This is a genomic window from Paenibacillus xylanexedens, assembly GCF_007680605.1.
Taxonomy (GTDB): Bacteria; Bacillota; Bacilli; order Paenibacillales; family Paenibacillaceae; genus Paenibacillus; species Paenibacillus xylanexedens_B.
Genome location: NZ_VEIO01000002.1, coordinates 101,800 through 119,558, shown reverse-complemented (window position 1 = coordinate 119,558; position 17,759 = coordinate 101,800). Strand labels below are relative to the sequence as shown.

13 protein-coding genes are annotated in these 17,759 nt (G+C 48.7%); 1 reads left to right on the top strand and 12 read right to left on the bottom strand.

The window, feature by feature from the left end; translation table 11 throughout:
* Positions 1 to 572: 572 nt before the first annotated feature.
* The 12 genes from FS818_RS15145 to FS818_RS15090 all read right to left on the bottom strand — a co-directional run bounded on the left by FS818_RS15145 (position 573) and on the right by FS818_RS15090 (position 16,620).
* Positions 573 to 2,669 carry an IucA/IucC family protein gene (locus tag FS818_RS15145; protein WP_260989883.1) on the bottom strand — a complete coding sequence of 699 codons (2,097 nt, stop codon included), beginning with the start codon at positions 2,667 to 2,669 and terminating at the stop codon, positions 573 to 575.
* On the bottom strand, positions 2,629 to 3,885 hold the full coding sequence (locus tag FS818_RS15140) for a type III PLP-dependent enzyme (protein ID WP_145333004.1): 1,257 nt from the start codon (positions 3,883 to 3,885) through the stop codon (positions 2,629 to 2,631). Before FS818_RS15140 ends, FS818_RS15145 begins: the two co-directional genes overlap by 41 nt.
* A complete protein-coding gene (locus tag FS818_RS15135; RefSeq protein ID WP_145333003.1) occupies positions 3,882 to 4,658 on the bottom strand; it encodes an HpcH/HpaI aldolase family protein in 777 nt (258 codons plus the stop codon). Before FS818_RS15135 ends, FS818_RS15140 begins: the two co-directional genes overlap by 4 nt.
* Complete coding sequence (locus FS818_RS15130) at positions 4,655 to 6,652, bottom strand: IucA/IucC family protein (RefSeq protein ID WP_260989882.1); 1,998 nt, start codon at positions 6,650 to 6,652, stop codon at positions 4,655 to 4,657. Before FS818_RS15130 ends, FS818_RS15135 begins: the two co-directional genes overlap by 4 nt.
* On the bottom strand, positions 6,627 to 8,360 hold the full coding sequence (locus FS818_RS15125) for an IucA/IucC family protein (protein WP_260989881.1): 1,734 nt from the start codon (positions 8,358 to 8,360) through the stop codon (positions 6,627 to 6,629). Before FS818_RS15125 ends, FS818_RS15130 begins: the two co-directional genes overlap by 26 nt.
* Positions 8,317 to 9,771 (bottom strand): MFS transporter, encoded by a 1,455-nt coding sequence (locus tag FS818_RS15120; protein WP_145333002.1) that lies wholly within the window; start codon positions 9,769 to 9,771, stop codon positions 8,317 to 8,319. Before FS818_RS15120 ends, FS818_RS15125 begins: the two co-directional genes overlap by 44 nt.
* Positions 9,765 to 11,120 carry a diaminobutyrate--2-oxoglutarate transaminase gene (locus FS818_RS15115; RefSeq protein WP_145333001.1) on the bottom strand — a complete coding sequence of 452 codons (1,356 nt, stop codon included), beginning with the start codon at positions 11,118 to 11,120 and terminating at the stop codon, positions 9,765 to 9,767. The genes FS818_RS15120 and FS818_RS15115 overlap by 7 nt, the downstream gene beginning before the upstream one ends.
* A gap of 72 nt (positions 11,121 to 11,192) precedes the next feature.
* Positions 11,193 to 12,215 carry an ATP-grasp domain-containing protein gene (locus FS818_RS15110; protein WP_145333000.1) on the bottom strand — a complete coding sequence of 341 codons (1,023 nt, stop codon included), beginning with the start codon at positions 12,213 to 12,215 and terminating at the stop codon, positions 11,193 to 11,195.
* A gap of 397 nt (positions 12,216 to 12,612) precedes the next feature.
* Complete coding sequence (locus FS818_RS15105) at positions 12,613 to 13,437, bottom strand: ABC transporter ATP-binding protein (RefSeq protein WP_145332999.1); 825 nt, start codon at positions 13,435 to 13,437, stop codon at positions 12,613 to 12,615.
* 13 nt (positions 13,438 to 13,450) lie between these two features.
* Entirely contained in the window at positions 13,451 to 14,494 is a 1,044-nt protein-coding gene (locus tag FS818_RS15100; protein ID WP_145332998.1) for a FecCD family ABC transporter permease, read from the bottom strand.
* The gene (locus FS818_RS15095; RefSeq protein WP_145332997.1) at positions 14,491 to 15,504 is read right to left on the bottom strand and encodes a FecCD family ABC transporter permease; all 1,014 of its coding nucleotides are present in this window, start codon (positions 15,502 to 15,504) and stop codon (positions 14,491 to 14,493) included. The genes FS818_RS15100 and FS818_RS15095 overlap by 4 nt, the downstream gene beginning before the upstream one ends.
* A 96-nt stretch (positions 15,505 to 15,600) precedes the next feature.
* Complete coding sequence (locus tag FS818_RS15090) at positions 15,601 to 16,620, bottom strand: ABC transporter substrate-binding protein (protein WP_145332996.1); 1,020 nt, start codon at positions 16,618 to 16,620, stop codon at positions 15,601 to 15,603.
* 478 nt (positions 16,621 to 17,098) lie between these two features.
* Between FS818_RS15090 and FS818_RS15085 the strand changes: the two genes are divergently transcribed.
* The gene (locus FS818_RS15085) at positions 17,099 to 17,674 is read left to right on the top strand and encodes a hypothetical protein (protein WP_145332995.1); all 576 of its coding nucleotides are present in this window, start codon (positions 17,099 to 17,101) and stop codon (positions 17,672 to 17,674) included.
* The last annotated feature ends 85 nt before the right edge of the window (positions 17,675 to 17,759 follow it).

Genomic DNA, 17,759 nt, shown 5'->3' with positions numbered 1-17,759 from the left:
ACTTGCTAGTTAACAGTGCACTAATTATACCATTTGTCTCATCTTTGTAACGTAATTTAATCTAACTAATCAAACAAAAAAGTGAACGTTTTCATATCTCACCTTCATTCTTTACGTCAATCTTTTCTCGCATGCTACTTTAATCTGACCTCACAATCTACGACGAAACCAACATCAAAAAAGGAAAAAAAGAAGGCAACCCGCGCACGGGCCACCTCTAAATGGCTGATACCAGTTGAAATTCTGTTTTTATTCTCACTGTATTTATGCCTCTCTAATTACGGCTCTCTAATTAAGCCTCGCTAACTTCAGCCCCTCCCCTTACCACCTGTCCTTTTTTCTAACGATCACCAGAGACGCTATTTAGGTAAAATTACACCGTTTTATGTTCTAACGATCTCAGGGAACCCTATTTGGAGAAAACGAAGCGAAAAGAGCTGAAAATCCTATGTTTTTTGCGAAATAAGCTTCCTGGTGATCGTTAGAATTCCGGTGGCCCCCATATCACTCCAATAAGCTCATCTGAGATCGTTAGCGTTGTTAAGGTATCGGAGGAACACTCCCACCCAATCCTATGCCTTGTAAAAAGGGTTCCACCCTTGGCCTTTGCCCGATGGCATCGCGCCTGGCACACCGTCCGCCTCAAGCAGCGGACGGACAACTAACTTCACAGGCCACGCCTCGCTCTCGAAGATCACGCGCTCCAGCGTGGCCCGATCCGTCTCGGGAAGCTGCACCTGGTGCAGCGCTTCCCGCCAGGCTTGCTCCGTGATCTCCCAGAACTTCGTTTCCGGGATGTGGTACACTTCGCTCATCGCCTCCATGATCGCAGCCAGATTCACCTGCGTCCCAAGGGACTGCACATAAAAAATCAGCTTCTGGATCGTCTCATTATAGAGACTGTTCGAATACCCCGGACGAATATGGTATCCAGGATCAGCAATCCCGTGCTTGTCCAAATACGGTTGATGCAAACGCACGGAGTCATGATCCCGGAATAATAGTCCCTTCACCTGATTATGTTCTAACACCAGACAGCAGTTCTGACCATGAATCTCCGGTACAACCCCCACCTTGAACAAACGCATCACGATATCATAAAATGTAGTCGCAATTCGATTGTAGAACTCCAGGACATCTTCTACTCTCAAATTCCCGCCCGCAATTTCGCTCAATAGATGATGCCCATCCAGATTGACGCCAAGTGCAGCCATTGGCACAATTTTGTAGGCATCATCCAGCAGTTCTGCGGGATAGACACGAATCTGTGCCGCCAGATGCCGCGGGTGATCGTCGAACAATCCCATCGATTCGGGCATGAAGCCCCACCAGTTCTGCTCCTCACACATGTATACCTTGTCTTTCAATGTCTCGTCACAAGCCACTGCCTGCCTTAACATCTTCTCTCCCACAAGTCCATTCAGCAGCTTAACCACCGGAAGATATCGTGCAGCACCAAGTGACAGGACACTAACAGGCAACTTGAGCATGAGTGCAGACTCAGCAGTTTGAGCCATCGACCGTAGAGATGAGGTAGCAAATACATCTCCAATCTGCACGTCAAGCACCACAACGCTGCCTTCTACGATTTCTTTCGTAAACCGCGGCAAAATGATGTGTTCCAGCTGCCAAGGATGCACGGGCATAGGCAAGTACTCGTTCATCGACAAACCTCTGCGAGAGCATTCAGCCTGGACTTCCTCTCGCTGAGCATCATAGAGCATATTCAGAATCGACAAGCCGTCCTCACATCCTTGCTGCACAGCATCCCGCTTGATCGCTACCCAGCGTAGCCGGATCACTTTCCCGAACTCAGCCGCATATGCCTTAACATCTTCGGCGCTGAATCCAATCTTTGCTTTGGAGGAAGGATGGAACGGGCGATCCCGGAGTGCTGCAATGCGCTCACTTTTCACAAACCATTCATACGCAGACTTCGGATGGTAAGCGGACAACGTCTGAACCTGATTCCAACCAAGTTCATACTGCTCTACAGCCAGGTCCAAACTTGACAGAAAATCTGCCACACCCGGTTGCTTAAATTCATCTTCGGATAATGCCCGTTGTAATACCGCACGCCCCACGGCCGCCGGAGTATCCAGCATCGCCCACCTTCCATCCGATTGTTGCTGATAGATCGGTGATCCCTGAACCCACTGAATGCCCTGCTTTACCCCATGTTCAACTAGACAAAGCACCCCTTCGGTATGCAAACCCAGACTGAAAGGCAGCGTAACTGCGGACGTATCCCGAATAGAGTCAACCTTATTGGAGTTGTTTTTATTGAAGCTATGGTTATTCATATTGTTGCCGCTGACATTGCTCGCAATGGAGTTATCCCCACTGGAGTCGATCCCAGTAAAGTTATTCTCACTGGAGCTATTCCCAGTAAAGCTATCCTTCACAGAGTTATGCTCACTTAAGTTATACTCAGTATGGGTCTGTACACCAGCTGTTTGACGCGTTGTACGATTTTTCTCGTGGCTCTTTTCCCAATGATTTTCAACCCCTTGATATAACTGTTTAAGCTGTGCGGGGGCAGTAGCAAAATCAACAAAATGATGACCTTGCAGCGGAAGTAACTGCTCAGCGAGCAGAATATTCATCAGATCGGCCATTACCTGCTGTTCAGCAGTTCGCCGACTGGAACGTTGCATTAACGTTGACATGTTCATCACCCTCCATCAAATAGTGGAATGCCGGATGCGGATGCCCCAGGAAATCATGGTGCGAGATCGTCCAGGCGTACGCACCGGATTTTTCGAACACAATCACATCGCCGACTCTTAAACAGTCAATCTCTGCATCGGAGTGCATACGATCCTTGGGCGTACATAATTCACCTACAATATGGACTCGCTCTCCTCGTACCTCGGGTCTTGTAAACTCGTGCTTCCATCGATCCGTATATACAATGTGGAAAGGATGATTATGTCCCCATGACGCAGGCAGCCGAAGATGATGTGTCCCTCCCCTTAAAATGGCAAACATCTGTCCGTGCGAACGTTTAATATCCGTCACCTCGGCTGCATAATAACCGTGATCTGCCACTAACAAGCGACCTGATTCAAAAAACAATTCTCCACCATGGGCGGCAAGACGCTTTCTGGCCTCACTCTGCTGCAAAAGAGCGGTAAACAAAGACCAGTCGAAGCCCGGACTGCCGTCATACGTCACACCAAAACCTCCGCCTGCATTGACCACGTCCACCTGCAAGTTATGTTGCTGTTGCCAGCGCTCTACCTTTTGCAAATATAGATCGATCATCTCGGCATGCAGCCTTGCGTCCATATTGTTGGACAGGGAATGGAAATGGAATCCGCATAACCGCACCGCACCCGCGCCTTCCACACGAATCAGCTCAATCGCTTCCTCCACCGCCTCTTCATCGATACCAAAAGGACTGGGACCACCGCCCATCACAATTTTGGTCTGTGGCAGCGTATTACTTCGCAAGTTAATGCGGAGCAACACACGCGCCTCGGGCTGCTGTCGCTTTTTCACAATCGCAATGATACGGCGCAACTCCAGCAGGCTTTCTACATGGATATAACTCACGTTATGCTCGATCGCCAGCTTCAGCTCGCTCTCCTTCTTGCCCGGGCCGCCAAACAGGATCGGAACTTCATGGCTCACCGCCCGAACCTTGAGCAGTTCGCCAATGGAAGCCACCTCGAAACCCTTCACGAGTGGAAGCAGCGCTTCAATAATGCGTGGATCGGGATTGGCTTTGATGGCATAAAATAACTTCGTATTCCGTGGCATCGTTTGCAACATGCCTCGTACCTGCTCCTGTATACCTGCCAGATCGTAAATGTACGCGCAGATCGGTTCATTCTTTTCGCGTTGGATCGCATCTAAGGCTTGTTGTACACTGGTTTTCATAACTGTCCACCTGCGCTTCCATAGTCATTCCGCTTTTGGGCGTAAGCCCGAAATGCCGTATTCCGGTCATCCCCCAGCACATAGATGTGCACACCACGCTCACGCCATACCGCCATATCTTCGATGCCTCTTGTGACTGTTGCATAAGGTACGCCTAATTGTTGCGCGTTCTCATACAATACGCCTATTGCTTCTCTTACATCCGGGTGATTGGTCTGCCAGGGCACACCAAGCGATTGTGATAAGTCCGCTGCACCTTCAAGCACAAAGCTCACCTGCGGATGAGATAAAATCTCCGAGCTCTGACGTACCCCTTTCACACTTTCAATCATCGGTACGATCATCACCTGCGAGTTGGCTTCCGTAATGTACTCCGTTAGCGGGAGTTTGCCGAATACACCTGCACGTCCGCTGTTCAGACTGCGCATACCCAATGGATGGTAATATGCATGATGTACAGCTTCCTTCACTTGCGAGAGCGTCTCGACATGGGGAATCACGATGCCCTGTGCCCCGCAGTCCAGTACCCTTAGAATTTCCGTGCGCTCGACCTTAGCAATCCGTACAAGTGGTGTGATGCACACCAGTTCGGCGGCTCTTATCAACTCTTCTACCGATTCCATCGACGTTGCCGTATGCTCCAGATCAATGATGACAAAATCATAATTGGCATGACCAATCATCTCGATGATGATCGGATGCGGAATCGATACAAAAAGGCCATATACCTGCTGTTTGCGAGCAATCTTTTCCTGAAGTGTGTTCACTCTCATCGATCTGCTACCTTCAGTTCAAGCATATCCTTGGCTAGCCGGAGTGGATTGTTTGTTTTGCGGAAATATAACTCTCCATCCCCATACAAACGCCTTTTCGTCATCTCTTCAATCAGGGCATCCTCTGCCAAAAGATCAAACATGTCAAACCGCTCGGCATACTCGGGATGTTGTTGCTGATAATCCATAATTACTCCGGCACACAGTTGCCAAAAAGCTTCTTCGGACAAACCATAAGGCTCCAGCGACAGCACAATATCCGTCATGCAGATAAAAAAGAACGCATCGTACGTATAGTCACGTACCTCCGACACATCGCCAGCATAGATGAACGAATATCGATTGAATTTGCGATGGGTTTCCGGTTCAGGATGCAACTTCGGTGCACGTTCCGGGTGTAGTAACCGATCCGGGACATAACGAACGCCATCATGTAAATCCTTCAGGATGATGCGTTTCGGCAACTCGTTTTCCAGCACCAAAATGATATTCTGTGCGTGGCATTCAAACGCAATTCCGTGCGCATACAACAGATGAATGACAGGCAATGTGAGTGTACGCACCAAGGCCTCTGCCCATGGCTGGACCCCATGTCGTTCGATCGCCTCCTGGATAAAAGGAACGCCGTTTCGTTGCACCAGCATAAGCGCATTCAGTGGCCAAGCCGTCTCGCCCTCATTCAGGTGAACGGATACATTTTCCCGCCAGATCGCACCCAGAGTGCCGTAAGCGCGGCCGTACTGCGTAACAGGTAATTGTTCGTAACGGAACGAAAGCCCCATGATTTCTTTTAAAATGGCAAACTGCTCGCGCTGCAACAGCTCATCTTCACGTATCAATTGACCCAGCCAGTCACTGATCAGGGGAGCGTTTTGCGTCGTATGTTGGGCAAGAATACGTGTGCTAGATGTGTTCGTAATACTTAAAGCCAGCTTGATGTAAGGTGCTTCTGGATTTTCACGATTCGAGAGGGAACGAATGGATTGTTGCGCACGATAGGCTGAGGCTGAAGTCCCCAGATATATGATGTCTCCATCCATAAGTTGTTTGGCAAATATGGACTCCACCGCGTGCTCCCATTGCCACGGATGAATCGGAATCAAAACGTAGGCATCCATACGTAGCGAAGCCGTTTTGTCCAAAATCACCTGACCGAATTGCTGCAAATCCTCCTTGGTCAGATGCTGTTCCAGCAGTGCTGCCAGATCATACCCATCGGATGTAGCCGTTTGAGCCAATTCTTTTCTCACCGCAACCCAAACGAGGGGAACGTCGGCATTGAACTCGGGGCCATAGGCAAGATTGTCTTTCAGCGAGAATCCTAACCTGGACTTGTAGCTCGGATGATACAGATGACCATCGGTCATGTGACTTTCGAGCGCATCGTAGTGACGATCCTCTGCCGGAATGCGAAGAGGCAACAAAGCCCGGCACTGACTGTCTTTGGCCATCGTTTCTTGCAACTCCTGAACCAATGCCGTCAGTTTCGCACCCTGCAAACGATTCAGCACCATCTCTTCCAAAAATAAATCCAGATCCGTGCAGGTAACACCTTCGCGCTTGATCGATCCAACCTTCACCTTCACCCTTCCAAACGAAAACTTCTGCTCTGCGTCACACGTATACACCACGGATTCACCATTTGCAGTAACACCGCAGGTCGACCACTCACTGCCGTTCACTCGACGATCCAAAATATCTTCAAACCACATCGCTTCCAGTGCCTGGCGTATGATCCTTTCCTGAACTTCCACGTACACAGGGACTGCGTTGTCATTTGGCGTTCTATGTCTTTCATCCGCTATGTTTGATTGGGGTGATTCATGTGATTCGTGTGATTTATTAGGTTCGTTTTGTTCGATTGGTTCACTAATGCTGTTCATCTTATTTGTTCCACTTGTTCCGCCTGTTTCAGTTGGGTCTGTTTCTATTCTGCCTGCTACTTTACTTCCCTTTTTTTCTTCTGCCTCATTGCCGATTTCCACGGATCTCACGTGCTTCACTCCCTAAACGTTTCATGACGTTACCTACCGGCACATAAACCGGGGTCTGACTAATGCCCGTGAGACAACTCACCAGATTTTGTTTGGCCAGAAAAGCGTCTGCAGTCAGCAAATGCTCCGCATAAGCGTTACCTGTTCGTGCCCATTCTTCCTCAAGCACCTCACGTACCTGCATCCAGAAGTATTCCTCCGATACGTTCACATCCCGAGCCAATACATGAATTAATGATCCCAGATGGTTGACGATAAAATAATACGAGGTTCGCGCCCATGCCTTCTCACGTGAATAACGTAACAACTCAGACGGTTTAGAACTTAGAACCTCCCTCTGCTCATGCCGCTGCCATCCATCCACCAACTGCTCATCCACACTGACCCCTTCCAGATCACGTACGATAAAAGCAACCGGCAAGCCCTGGTCCAGCGTCACCAACGTATTCTGCAAGTGGGCCTCAAAATGAATGCCCTTCTCTCCAGCCGCCCGCACAAGCGGCAACAGTGAACATTCCAAGTATCGTGACAGCCACTGCTCTACCTTGTCACGATCAACGACATCGGCATCATCCTGTCTACCACACAGCATGGTCACTAAGCGGGATGGTGCTCCTGGCAATGGCGACTCCACCAGACTGGACAATACATAGGTACTCGCAGCATCGAACTCAATCGGACGATAAGCAACGGTGAATAAACGGGTAAGTTCTTCGTCCTCGAACCTGCATGTCGCTACACCTGTCTCATATGCGATATGGGTATATGGCTCCGCTTCGAAACAGCCCTGTTGCCACACATAGCTGGACGCATCCAGTGTCCGCCGCATCTGCTCGGCACTGTTGGTGCGAATCATGTTGGTAATCTGCATATTGAGCGATAGCTTGATGTTGCAGTTCCAGTCCGGAATGTACACTGTACGTACCGAAGAGGTCGGGTAAGCAAGCGGCCCTGCGCTGCCTAGCAGCAGTAACTTCTCTTCACGGATATACGACTGGACCTCGTTCAGACCGGAGATGTGCGCATACTGCCACGGATGGATCGGCAAAAGCCTGTACATGTCCAGCTTTTCTTTGGAAACAGACCATTCTTGGCCTGTCAGAAGCTGTTGCAGATCGATTTTGTCCGCATGCTGCACCCATTCCTCTGCATATACCTCCTGCCTTACGGCGATATAACAGAGCTGGAACGAGGTTCGAAGTTCTGGACTATATCGCTGCACATCCTGGGCAGTGAAACCTCTGGAGTTTTTCGGAAAAGGATGAAACGGATGACCGTACAGCAGGGATTGTTCAGAAGTAATATAGTCATATATCCCGAGATCGGACGCCTGCTCCATATACAAGGTCAGGTTAGCCACACTGTTCTCCACTTTTTGAGTAAATTCACGAACACGTTCGGCACCCCGGCCTTGATCTCCACTAATTTCAGACGAAATCCAGCGCACCAGATCCCGGTAATGCACGGCTTGTCCATTACAGTTCATGCTGAGATATTCATGCTCCCCCATCGCCGAGTAGTAGGATAGCAACCCCATGACGCTTACACGGCTGGTTGGAAAAGCAATCATATACGTCAGCGTATCCGGGTTAAGCTGCACATGTTCTGCTTTTTTCGGCCCAAGCTCACGGATATAACAGTTCAGCAGCAACTTGCAGGAATGCTCATCGGCCTGTTGCTCCGCCTTGGACCGGAGTTTGTTTTCCATTTTGAACAATGAAGCCAACCTTCTTTCGAGTTATAAGTAAGACTAGAGGTAATGTCAGCAAAATGGCACAACCAAGACCTACGCATATTTCTTTAACAGCCCCCCATTTCGCTAGCTCAAGCTCTCTGCCATGTTCGGCGAGCCATTGCCAGCGCACATCGTAATACAGCGTCATGCCCATCACTGCAAACGATGAAGCCAGTCGTTCAATCGTTGTGGACAGCACCGACCCTTCATGCATGTCTTCCTCAGGTAACGCCTGCAGTCCAATTGCAGAAATGCTCATACCGGACAGGCCTACGCCAATGCCCCGGCACGCCATCAGCAACCCGATGATCCATACGGACGCCCCGATGGGAAGGAAGGCAAACGTAAGAATAGATACCGATACCAGCAATGTTCCCCAAGCGATAAACTGAAGAGACCGCCCGCGATCCAGCAGGTTTCCTCCGATCCACATGAACAGACTCGTGGAGATGGAAAGCGGAATGAACAAGGCACCGGAAAGCGCCGGAGACAGCTGAAATACCTCCTGAAAAAGCAGGGGTAGCGCAAAAATCACGCCAAACATGACACAATCCTGAATCGTGGAGATCAGAACGGTAAGAGGGAATACCCCTTTTCTCCGTAGCAACGAATAACGGATCAGCGGTTCATCACGTCCATTCTCAACCTGGATAAAACGAATAAGCATCACTACGCCAAGGACAATCAGTGTCCAGGATATCCATGGAGCTACTGCCGGGCTGGCGTACACCTGTACGCCCAGACTGAGTGCACCCACTGCGCTAACAAGCCGTAGCACACTGGATGGATGCCACTTTTTCCTGCGAGCCGGGGTGTAGGCTTGAATCACTCGTCCACAGCCGATCAGTGAAAAAACAGCCAAGGGTACATTCAACCAGAACAGCATCTCCAGCCGTCCATACTGAATGATAAATCCGCCAAGAGTAGGCCCAGCCGCAGGAGCAAGCATCAGCAGCAGTCCCCATGCACCCGTAATGCGCCCCCGAACCTCCGGGCCGTAGACATCAAACAGCAACACAAGGGATAAAGGAATCATCAGGCCAGCAGCCACACCATGCATGAACCTTACAATCAGCAGCACTTCAATGTAAGAATGGAGCAAGGCACCGAGCACAGAAAATACCCCGTAAATGCAGATACCCAGCATGTACGTCCGCTTGCGTCCCAACCGGTCTACGATCAGGGAAGCCAGTGGCATCGTTAATGTCATGGCGAGCATATACAGGGCAATGATCCACCCGCCCGCCGTGGCGGAAATGTCATAATATTCGATAAAATACGGAAGCAAGAGGTTAAAGGCACTATTAGTAAGCACAAGCGTGAAGGCTCCCAGCAGAATGGCAAGTAAAACCGCATGCCGCCGAAGCAACGATACACTCAGCATAAAGTTGTCGTTAGTGCAATGGCGTCCGATACCGATTGCTCAAAGATCGCTAGTACTTCGCCTGCTTCCTTCTCCGTAATATTCAGGGGCGGCAAGAAACGAACAACCGCAGAATGACGTCCGCCGACTTCCACAATGAGTCCGTTACGGAAACATTGTTGCTGAATGACAGACGCTAGCTCACCATGCTGCAGATAATGTCCAAGACGATCCTTGCCCCCTTGCGGGTTAACCACTTCAACACCGATCATGAGCCCTCGGCCACGAACATCACCAATCTCGGCAAAACGGCTTTTCATCGCTTGTAACCTTGCCATGAACTGCTCACTACGCAGGTGCACGTTCTGCATCACATTATGCTCCCGGATATAACGGAGCGTGGCTAGACCGGCTGCCATGGCCAGCTGATTGCCACGAAATGTGCCCGTATGCGCACCGGGTTTCCACTGATCCAGCTCCTCCTTATAGATCACAACCGACATGGGAAGACTTCCACCTACGGCTTTCGAGCAAATAATGACATCAGGCACGATGCCCGCATGTTCAAACGAAAACATCCGACCCGTACGTGCAATACCCGTCTGCACTTCGTCAATAATGAGCGGAATATTTCGTTCCGCAGTGATTCGGCGTAACTCTTTCAGCCACTCAATATCCGCAGGAATCGCACCACCCTCGCCCTGTACCGTTTCTACGATCACTCCGCACGGTGCAGCTATTCCGCTCTCGCAATCATCCAGTAAATTCTCAATATACTGTGCACTTAATCGGGCAGTCATGCCTTCACCAATGCCAAACGGACAACGATATTCATAGGGAAATGGCAAGAAATGCACATCCGGCAGGAGACTTTGCAGGTTTTCTTTTTTACTCAAATTACCGCTCATGGACATCGTCGCTTGGGTTGAACCGTGATATCCGCCTTGGAAAGCCAGAATGGACTTCCCGCCTGTAGCATGCTTCACCAGCTTAATTGCGGCTTCGACCGCATCCGCTCCCGTTGGGCCGCAGAACTGAATTTTGGATGTATTCCGCATCTCTTCGGGCAGTAAAGAGAATATCTCTTGCATAAACGAAAGCTTAAGTGGTGTGGCCAAATCGAGTGTATGTAATGGAATCTGCTGATCCAGAACATCTCGAATAGCGCCAACGACTGATTCATGGTTATGTCCAAGCGCGAGTGTCCCCGCACCTGCCAAGCAATCGTAATACTCACGGCCTTCCGTATCCGTGATCTTGATGCCTTGAGCTTTGCTGATGACGAGCGGGAAATGCCGTGGGTACGCTCGTGCGTTGGACTCCTTTTCGTTCTGCAGCTTCAGGTATTCCGTCTGAACCTCTACTGACATAACTCTCTAACGCCCCTTATCGTCGATTCAGGCCCAGATGCCTGTTCATTCGTTATTGAATCGTGCTAACCGCTAACTCTGACTGAGATATTCCAAATATTGACGCACAACGTCTCTTGTCGTGCCGCCATGTGGATATACATGGTGAGTCAGATCTGGCAGGGCGTTGACCTCCAGAATGCCTCCCTGTTCCGTTGTAATGGGTACTCGGATGTCCTTGCAACGAACATCTATACCTGCAACGTCAATCTGGAGCGCTTGGGCTGCCTGTATCATCATGCGGGCATTATCAGGGTGAATGTCATCCGTGCAATCCCTGTAAAATTCACTGATCTTTCCGGCCGCCGAATTACGGAGATCATACAGCTCAATCTCCTGATCCACGGGGGCCACATCATTCAAAGCAAGTCCTTGCTTACGCAACGTATCCAGCAAATGAGTATTTTCTAGGTCAATCGCGGGGAAAGCTTCGTACGCACCGATCTCTGTGTCCTGGATGCGGTTCCGGTTCAGCATTTCAATCAGTCCACGGACAGATGAACTGCCGTTGCCCGTCACATACACAGGACGGTATTGGTTAACCGCCGCTACCTGTTCGTTGATAATTAACACCCGGTAGTCGGTTCCAATGACATATTGTTGTAGCAGGATGCTACTGCCGTATTGGGTTGCGAGCTGAATTGCCGCTTCCAACTCAGTAGCGGTGCGTACATCCAGCGTAACCCCCTGACTGCTGCTCGAATCCAGCGGTTTGACTACGATGGAACTGTATTGATGAAGGAAAATTTCGGCCTCTTCTCCCATACCTGCTACAACGATATGAGGGGGAACGGGCATCCCCTGTTCATGCAGGATCAGATTACATGCCTGTTTATTCTTGGCAAGCAACCCTGCGATCAGCGGTAGCCGGTGAGTTCTCGTTTTGTTAATGATGATCTGTTTGTGCTCCAGGGACAGTTTTAGAAAATCCTCACAACCATCCACCAGCAACTCGCACCCGATCCCCATCTCTCTTGCTTTGTTCAGAATCAGCCGATTCTGTAGATTCTCAAAACCTTCTGGAAATACGGAACTTTTGGAACGAAGTAAATTCATATCCGACCTTCCTATCGGTTGATTTTATTGATAATGATTATCAGTATCATGCAAAATCTATTTTATGGTAATTATTCACCTGTTGTCAATATGAAACTTTTAAGGAAAAAATATCTTTATTTCTGAAAAGTATTGGCTTTGTAATCGTGGAGTACTGCATACATAGGCATAACAAACGAGGCAAGCCCTGGAGTTTCCAAATCCTCTGCTTGCCTGTTTTGTTATCCCCATGACGATATAATGATGGTACTGAGGAATATTTAAAGGGTGGATGATCGTAGAAATATGACGTATACACCTATGTTCAGTGACGATCTAGGCTTTTCAAAAAGGCCTAGAAAACCTGCCAATTCAGCACTCTGGGTACCAAACAGATGGTGCTTGAAACTCCTGTTCATCAAGCCATCTGTGTATAACGTTGCTGCGTTTCATGCAGCTTCCTGCCTCTTCCGTGCGGGATACAGGTTGGCGTACCGAATAACGGGTCTACAGCAATATCACACTCCATCTGAAACACGTTTCGCACAAGGTCACGAGTGATAATATCCTCCGGTTTACCCTCTGCATAGATGGACTTGTTGTGCACCGCAACGATATGATGTGCGTATCGGCAGGCCAGATTCAGGTCGTGAAGCACCATCACGATGGTACGCCCCTCCCTTTCATTTAATTCAAACAGCAGATCGAGAATATCAATCTGATGTGTCATATCCAGATACGTCGTAGGCTCATCCAGCAGCAATGTTTCCGTACCTTGTGCCAAGGTCATCGCGATCCATGCCCGTTGACGCTGACCACCGGATAACGCATCAACAGGGCGATCTGCAAGTTCTGTCAGATGTGTAGACGCAAGAGCCAGTTCAACCATGCGCTCATCCTCACGCGACCATTGTTTAAGCCATGTCTGATGAGGATAGCGTCCTTGGCGAACCAGCTGATTCACGGTCAAACCTTCCGGTGCCGTTGGTCCTTGAGGCAGAATAGACATGCGTCTTGAGATTTCTTTGGTGGGTAGCTTTGCAATCTCTTCACCATCCAGCAACACGGTGCCTGAACTGGACTTCAACAGTCTAGCCATCGTACGTAGCAATGTCGATTTTCCGCAACCATTACTGCCGATCAGGACGGTAATCTCTCCCTTCGGAATGGTCAGGTTCAGGTTTTCTATAATCGGATCTGCTCCATAGGAGATGGTAAGCTGCTTGGCTTCCAGAATACTCACGGCTCTCTCCCCCTCAATAATGGTTTCGATTCTTAAATAATAGATACAGGAAAAACGGTGCTCCAATACCTGCGGTAAATACGCCTGCAGGGATATCCAGCGGCAGAAACGCCGTTCGGGCAATGAGATCGGCTATACATACCAATAAAGCACCTACAAAGCCGGATACCAGCAGCAAGCTGCCAAACATCCGCCCTACCAGTTTTCGTGCAATATGCGGGGCAATCAAACCAACAAAACCGATCGTGCCGGCGACAGAAACAGCGATCCCGGCTAACAGCACACTGCACAATAACAAGGCAGATCGATGCCACTGCACCGTCACGCCAAGCCCTGTGGCAAGGTCATCTCCGAACTCCTGTGCATTCAGACTGCGGCCAAACCACAGGGCAAGAGGCAGGACGATGACAATCACAGGTAATATCGTCTGAATATCTGTCCATGTGGCTCCATAGATGCTGCCAGTTAGCCAGATATAAGCCTGACTTGCTGTATAAAAGGGGCTTAGAATCAACATAAAGGTCGTGCCAGCGCCCGTTATAGCCGATACGCCTATACCGATCAGCACCAGCCGGATCGGACTCACTCCTTTTTTCCAGGCAAGGATATAAATGATGAATGCTGTTACCATTGCACCCATGACCGCAAAGAGTGGCAGTAGCTTAATGCTTACGGTCCCACCCAGTAATGTTACAAAGCCTACGGCTGCTACCGCAGCACCGCCAGTTATGCCAATGACATCAGGTGAGGCAAGTGGATTTCGGATAATTCCCTGGAGCAGTGCACCCGACATCCCCAGTGCGGCCCCGACAAGCAGAGATAACAATACCCGTGGAAGCCGAAGTGTCAGCACGACGAAATCATGCTCTCCCGCATTCAGTCCAAAGATGGTGCGAAGGACGTCCAGTGGAGATATAAAGTCACTGCCTAAGCTTGTTCCGACTACCCCTGCTACCAGAAACAGAATGAGGCATACAATGATGACAACCATCGACTTACGTTCCACTTGCATGGAGACTGTGTCCTTTTTATTCCGATATGTCAGCATCTTCCTCATATTTTCGTCACCCCCTTACGGGCGATATAAATGAAGAAGGGTCCGCCGATCAATGCGGTCATTACACCCAGCGGAACTTCCTGCGGCATAATGACAAGCCTTGCTACGACGTCAGCTGACATTAACAATATCGCTCCACCCAAGAAGCAATACGGGACAAGCCAGCGGTAGTCATTGCCAACAAAAGCACGCATGATATGTGGTACGACGAGACCCACCAAACCTATGGAACCGGCAACTGCTACAGAACCTCCCGCGAGTACTACCGTAACGATTCCCATCATTACTTTCACCAGAAGTACGTTTTGTCCCATGCCTTTTGCTATGTCATCCCCTGTTAACAATAGATTGATAGCTCGGCCCATAAATAACGACACCAGTGCGGCTGCCGCCATATAAGGTAGAACCGGATAGAGCATATCCAGCGTTCGACCGCTTACCGAACCGGCAAGCCAGAACAGTACATCCTGCAGTCCCGTGCCGTCCAGCACAAGAATCGCTTGCGTAAAAGAGGCAAACAAGGCTGAAATAGCGGTACCCGCTAATACAATTTTGATGGGCGTCAGGCCATCACGCCCCAGTGAACCCAGACCATATACAATAGTTGCCGATATGGCTGCCCCGGCAAACCCAAACCACATCATCGTCGTTAAAGAAGACACGGACAATACGACAACAGCAATAACAATAAAGAAAATCGCACCTGCGTTGATCCCGAACACACTCGGGGATGCGAGAGGATTACGCGTCAGCGCCTGCATCAGTCCACCTGCAACAGCCAGACTTGCCCCTACAACGGCCGCGATAATCGTTCGTGGCAATCGCTCTGTCAGTAGCACCACATGCTCCACTGACGTTTCATCATAGGACTGAACCGCATCCCACAACATATGAAACGTAATCGGCGTTCGTCCCAAAATCATGCTGGCGGTTGCAGCGAGTAACATAAGAATGAACAATCCCAACAATCCGTATATTTTGGCACTCGCCTTGGTAAAAAGAGGAAACATACTCTCACTCTCTCATCTATGAAGTGAAACAAGACCTGCCTGCCCATACACTTTGCTAACGAAAGTTCTGGTGCATGGCAGATCCTGATCCGGTTATTATTTATTCAGGTTGAACAGCTTGTATAGATCGTCCAGCATCATGTTGGCTGATGTATATCCGCCTGCCATGTTCCAGGCCACCTCATCGACCTGGTAGAGCTGATTGTTTTTCACAGCGTCAAGGTTTTTCCAGAGCGGACTGCTTGTCCAATCTTTATAATTCTTCTCGATCGCAGCCGTATCCGTACCTGAATTGAAATTAAAAATCATGTCTGCATTCATATCCGGAATGGCCTCCTTGGATGTAAGTTCAACACCCCATTTATCTGCATCGTGGCCCGCTGGTCTTGTAAATCCAAGTTCCTTCAGGATCTTACCTGCATATCCCATGTAGAAAATGCGAACCTGATCCGCTCTGAAGTTGGTAATGGTTGCCTCAATCGGCAGACGGTCACCCATTTTCTCTTTGAAATCCGCTACACGCGTCTCCCAATCGGCAAGCAGTTTATTCGATGCCTCGGTTTTGTTCATGGCTTCCCCGGCAATCTTCAATGTTTCTTTCCAATCGAACAGCGTTTCGGTCACGACCGTTGGTGCGATCTGGGACAACTGATCATAGATCTCTTCATCTCTGATTTTGGTAGCAATAATGAGGTCAGGCTTCAACTTGTTGATTTCTTCCAGATTCGGCTGGGATTCCAGACCTACTTGCGGTACACCATCCAAGTCTTTACGCAGATATTCATAAACAGGCTGCTGAACCCATGATTCCACGACACCTGCCGGTTTCACGCCAAGTGCTACCACAACATCATTCGCACCTTGGAACAGTGTCACGATCCGTTGCAGAGTTCCCGTGATTTTGGTTTCCCCCATGGCATGTTTGATCACCCGAGTCTCGCCTGTAGCTTTGACCGCTTGATCTCCATCCGTGCTACCTTCAGCACTTTTACCACTTGTTGCCGAGCTTGCTGTATTGGTTGTACCCGCACTTCCCCCTGAAGCACAGCCAGCCAGAAGCGAAATCATAAGAATAAGTGCTGCATAAATATATAACTTTTTGCTGAATCGAAACATGGAATCCGTCTCCCCTTTTCACTCTAAATGATATTGAATCTCATTATCAATTGTATTGTAATAGAGTTGGGTGATTTAGACAAGCACATATTTGGAAAAATATTCACGACTAGTAGCCAGCTTCTTTTATTCTATAAACGTTGCTGTAAAAGCATATTTGAGGTGAATGCATATAATATTAATCGATATTATCAAACGTTGGTGTAACCACTTATGTCAATTGTCACCTACTTCTTCTGGGCTAAATGCAACTTGAACTATCCTTCTATTTCATGATGTGACGATATCCAAGAATATTAATATTTATACATTATATTCTTATATTTATGAATAATCCGACCATACTTTGTACTTTTCGTACTAGAGCCGGTTCATTTAACTCATCACTTATTCCTAAATTATTCCTGTAAATGAAACTCTTCTTATGTTAGATTATCCCTTGGAATAAAATCGCATATAGAGACAGGGGACGGACATTATGAAAAAACATTGGATTCTTTCGATTCTGATGAGTATGGTATTGATCGGCGGCATAGTTCTTCCAACAGGGCATTACGCTGCGGCTGCAGACAATTCCACTGTGATTTCGGACGAGGTAAATACGGAAGAGACAATCAATCAGGAAGAACAGGAACTTACGGCAGATGATCAAGATTTTCTGGATTATTTGGATGCCTTGGAGGCAGCAGCTGTTTATGAAACAAAAGCTATGAGCGCCATAGGCGGAAACACATACATCACCTCCTCCAATCGGAAATCTTTCTTTTTGACGTTAAACAACACAGCTGTCCCGAATTACACGAAATATGTTTCCATGCTGAAGCAGATCAAACCGGAGAATACGGAGTTGAAAAAAATCCATGACAAATTGATCAGAGGCAGCTACGCACAACTGGAAGGTTATCAGTTGTTCAAAAAGGCTGTGTCCAAAACAACAGTAAACCGCACGTTCCTCAAGCAGGGTAATGACAAGATTGCTACCGGCAAAAAGAGTATCGAGCAGTACCTCAAAGAAGTTAAGACATACGGAGAACAACTGGGATTCGAGATGTAGCACACTCGGCTCCATAATTAATTGATAATTAAGGAAAAAAGTGTTTTCTTTTGCAATAAAAATTCGTATAATAACCGTATAATCA